This is a genomic window from Paenibacillus zanthoxyli JH29, from assembly GCF_000520715.1.
In the GTDB taxonomy this organism is placed as follows: Bacteria; Bacillota; Bacilli; order Paenibacillales; family Paenibacillaceae; genus Paenibacillus_AQ; species Paenibacillus_AQ zanthoxyli.
In genome coordinates, this window is record NZ_ASSD01000622.1 from 1 (window position 1) to 4,069 (window position 4,069).

The following is a 4,069-nucleotide window of genomic DNA, read 5'->3' on the forward strand; positions in this document are numbered from 1 at the left end:
TAACATGATGCTGTTCTCGCTGCTGCATTATCCCTGCGGCACGACGCTGGTCAACATCTACAAGGAAACGAAAAGCGTAAAATGGGCCGTCCTGTCGGCCGTTATCCCGCTCGGCATCGCCATCGCCGTTACCTTCCTGGTAGCGCAAGCGGCATATGCCTTCGGCTGGGTATAGAGCAACACACCAGCAATAAGCCGGGCTTAACCGCCCCCTGAAGGATTCAGAATCGTGCCGGAGCATCTCATTCAGAGCGAGCCCGTTGACGACCTAGTGATGCTGAAGATAGAGACCTGGCGACCGGGGCACAGACTGGGTCAAGTTTTTTTCGCGCAAGAAAAAAAGGTCTCACTCGACGTCATCAAACCGAGAACAAGACCTTTAATGCTATAATTTACCGTCCGATCAGGCGCTTGCCGTTCAATTCATAGACCTGTCCGCACCGCTGCGCCACGGAATCGTCATGGGTGACGATCACAAGCGTCATCCCCTGCCGCCGCAACCGGTCGAAGATTTCCATAATCGCTTGCTCGGTTGCTTCGTCCAATGATCCTGTAGGCTCGTCGGCCAGCAGTAGGTCGGGCTCTTTCACAATGGCGCGGGCGATGGCGACCCTTTGGCGCTCGCCGCCCGACAAGGAAGCTATCGGGCTACTCATCACATGGCCGATGTCCAGTTTGTCCAGCAAATCCGCAACCTTATCTTTGATCTGCGACTTGCGCATGTGCGAATATTGCAGGGGGAGCGCCACATTGTCGAAGGCATTCCGGTCATCCAGCAGATGAAATTGCTGCGTCACATATCCGATATGCTTCCTGCGGTAATCCGCCCGTTCGTTCGCCGAAAGCCGGGAAATCTCTTTTCCCTGAAAACGTATGATGCCTTCGTCGCATGGAAGCAAGCCCCCCAATATGTTCAGCAAAGTCGATTTACCGCAGCCGCTTTTCCCTTTGATGGCGATGGAGTCTCCCGCATGAATCTGAAGCTCGACGCCATCCAGCACATCCCGATATTCCATACCGTTTTTAAACCGTTTTTTTACGCGCGACAGTTCAAGCAACATTGATTAATACTCCCCTTCGCTTTCCTTATTCATCCATGCGACGGACGAGCCGCGCCGCAGCTGCCTTGCCGGGAAGAGCATGACAATTGCGCTTATTCCCAGGCTCAGCGCCAGCAACAGCGCATTGGAGCCTGGACTTCCCAGCACCAGCACCCGGTTCAGCAGCCAGTAACTGGTCGCGCAGGCGGTAAGCATGACAACACCGATCTCCGTCCACAGCATGGTCATCAAACTGCTCGGATTGGCCCCTTGCAAATAATGAACTCCCCAATAGGTGAAACGCCTGTGCTGCTGAAGCGTTAAGGCGATGGCAAGAACCAGAGCGTTTATAATCGTGGTAACAATAAAAATGAAGCGCACCAGAGAGGCGTTCTGTTGCAATACGGTCAACAGTCCTCTGTATTTCTGAAAGTGGGGGTTTAAGCCGATAAAGGAATAACCACCGATCTCCGCTTTTTTCGCTATTGATTCCACTCGTTGCATGGCCGTCTGTACAGCCGCCGGCTCATTATCGGTCACAACAAATCCGTTAATCATCGCAAAATAGACGATTTGCTGAAACTTACGTTCCTCGTCCGACACGGGGTTCCTATAGTCCCTGTAAGGGAGAATTACATAATCATCCAGATAAAACTCCGGACTGCCACTATAAAAAACCTTACTGTTCTCCGTAACAAATCCGATGACTTCAACCCGGATCGTTGAATTGTAGTAATTGATGGTTGTCATGTCTCCAACCTTGTAGGTAGCTTGGTACGAGCTGCCCAGCAGAACTGGCATCGTCCCGGTAGAGCGGGAAAAATCCTCCTCGTTCCATCCTCTTCCTTTGCTTATTTTGACTCCAAAAAATTCAAACGCTTGCCGGTTCATCTGGAAGGACTTGACCGCCGCAAACCGGGTACCGTCAATCGTCTCCTGATGTTTAGGGCTCCCCTGCTCGTAGCCGTTGACCGACGTAGCAGGAATATCCTCATCCTGCAGTAAGATATAATGATTGAACATCGCCAAGTAATCGAAATCATCCGTCGTATTCAGCCCGCTATAATACGCTTTTAACCGCTGCAAGGAGTCCGGCCGATTGATAAACTCGCTGTATTTATCGCCCTCATAATAACCATCCAGCAGTTGGCGGATCACTTTATTTTCGTAAATTTGCCCCAGGCTGCCGCTTTCATACTCCAGTTGTTGCCAAAATACAACGAATGTGCCCGCAGTCATAAGAAATAATGTCGCTTGTACGTAAATAAAAAGATTAAACCACTTGTGTTTCCGCAGATAAAATCCCAGTTCCCTGATTCTCATCCGTCGATCACACCTCTTTTGCCCAAGACGCCCCGATAAGCCCGAATCATCCCCAAAAATAACCACGAAATGCCGATAAAGCCTGCTGTGAGTACCACGACGTCCCTGATTGAGATCAACGGGCGCACGCCGAACAGCCAAAGTGAAATCAGACTGAATCCGCCGGACATTAGAATATTCCGGGAGCATTTAATAAGCAATTGCCGAACAATTCGGCTTTCGGAAACGCCCAGCAGCTTCGATACAAAGATATATTTTTTCTCTGTTTCATACCAATAGCGATTGAACGCCACGACACTAACCAGCAGCAGAAAATAAAATTCTACAACAAGCAGACGGTAGAGCAACGGGACTTGGGCGGTCCGGAATAGGCCTTGCCGCTCGCTCTCCAGCAGACGAACGTTCGGGTTTTGCTCCATAAGCCGGCGAACCGTTTGACTTACGACGGAAGGCTCGGAACTGTCCACTACCATCTTGCTTTCCGGAGGAACAACCGTAAAGTCAGGGTTGTGTAACAGCACAAGATAGTCGGCCGACGAGCCGTATGCGGCGCCGAGCATTCCCGTAACCTCGTAATTGTTCCCACCAAAATCGATATATCTACTTCCACTAATTTCCTGAGTATATGGAATCATTTCTTTGCCGATGACGGCCTTCCGCCCCTGCTCCGTGTCCGCAAAAAACTCGCCGGAAAGCATTGGAGGGGCCCACCCGCCCGGATTGGCCAACACCAGACGATTGCTGTCGTCAAATTCGACAAAAATCGTATAGTCGGCCTGCGGCAATGACTCTTTCGCCCATCGGCTTGCTTCCGGACTGACTATAGCGGCATGTTGACCGGTATAGAGATTATTCGACAACTTCTGAAATTCCCCTTGCTTCTGCATATAAACCGAAAACAAAAAAAACAACGCATACAGCATTCCAAAGACGATAATACATATCCAATCCCGTATTCGCAGAGTTAACATATTTCTCCCCGATTCAAAAGAAAAAAGCTTGCTTGATCGCCAATGTGGATGAAGCAAGCTTTATTCTGAAAATTAAGTAGTTGCTCGTTAATAACCTAATGTCCCCAATATGTTCTTGCCTCAATATTTTCAAAAGCACCAGGTCTATACCAAGGAGATTGAGCGGCAGTATTGTCCCAACCGTATACTCTACCACTGGTTGTTCTAACAGTTCCACTCGTATTTTCCATCTGAGCTGTAGTGTAATGATAAACTCCATTCCAAATCGTCGCTCCGAAAGCCGCATAATCGTATTCACCTGAGTGATCTGAAGCTTTATGAGACAAACGTTTTCCAACATGAGAATCGGGAGTAGATGAAGCTAAAACACTAAAGCCTCTTGAAGAAGGCTGATTTGTGTAATATCCTCTCGATTCACTCCAGCCGCCCGAAGCTTCGCTTGTTGAATCGGCAAAGCTTGGAATAGCCGCTACGAGAGAAAGGCTTAGCACTGAAAGACTGAACAGCACTTTAAATTTTTTCTTCATACAAAAAAAACCTCCAATTTATAATTTTAACAACAAAGTATACTCTATCAAAAATTGCTATAACATAGAATAGAAATATAGCACTATTTTATTCCATGCACATTTATGCATTATGCATAACGGCAAAGAATTTCTTTCCGTCGATCTTCCGGGCACCTACTACCTGTACTCTAACTCGGCCGATGAAGAGGCGGCCCGCGATTATATC

Annotated in this window: 4 protein-coding genes and 2 pseudogenes; 2 read left to right on the forward strand and 4 right to left on the reverse strand. The window is 48.5% G+C overall.

Annotated features, from left to right (window positions below):
* A pseudogene (locus tag L691_RS32275) lies at window positions 1-175 on the forward strand (nucleoside recognition domain-containing protein); the annotation flags it as partial.
* 217 nt (window positions 176-392) lie between these two features.
* On the opposite strand, the gene L691_RS0123930 reads toward L691_RS32275, so the two are convergent.
* The 4 genes from L691_RS0123930 to L691_RS32280 all read right to left on the reverse strand — a co-directional run bounded on the left by L691_RS0123930 (window position 393) and on the right by L691_RS32280 (window position 3,861).
* Window positions 393-1,061 carry an ABC transporter ATP-binding protein gene (locus tag L691_RS0123930; protein ID WP_036738018.1) on the reverse strand — a complete coding sequence of 223 codons (669 nt, stop codon included), beginning with the start codon at window positions 1,059-1,061 and terminating at the stop codon, window positions 393-395.
* A 3-nt stretch (window positions 1,062-1,064) separates the two neighbouring features.
* A complete protein-coding gene (locus L691_RS0123935; RefSeq protein ID WP_025692793.1) occupies window positions 1,065-2,363 on the reverse strand; it encodes an ABC transporter permease in 1,299 nt (432 codons plus the stop codon).
* Complete coding sequence (locus L691_RS33140; RefSeq protein ID WP_198023102.1) at window positions 2,360-3,223, reverse strand: hypothetical protein; 864 nt, start codon at window positions 3,221-3,223, stop codon at window positions 2,360-2,362. Before L691_RS33140 ends, L691_RS0123935 begins: the two co-directional genes overlap by 4 nt.
* A 206-nt stretch (window positions 3,224-3,429) precedes the next feature.
* Window positions 3,430-3,861, reverse strand: a complete 432-nt coding sequence (locus L691_RS32280; protein WP_156934336.1) for a hypothetical protein — start codon at window positions 3,859-3,861, stop codon at window positions 3,430-3,432.
* A 139-nt stretch (window positions 3,862-4,000) separates the two neighbouring features.
* Here L691_RS32280 and L691_RS32285 point away from each other — a divergent pair.
* Window positions 4,001-4,069, forward strand: a pseudogene (locus L691_RS32285) (FeoB small GTPase domain-containing protein); the annotation flags it as partial.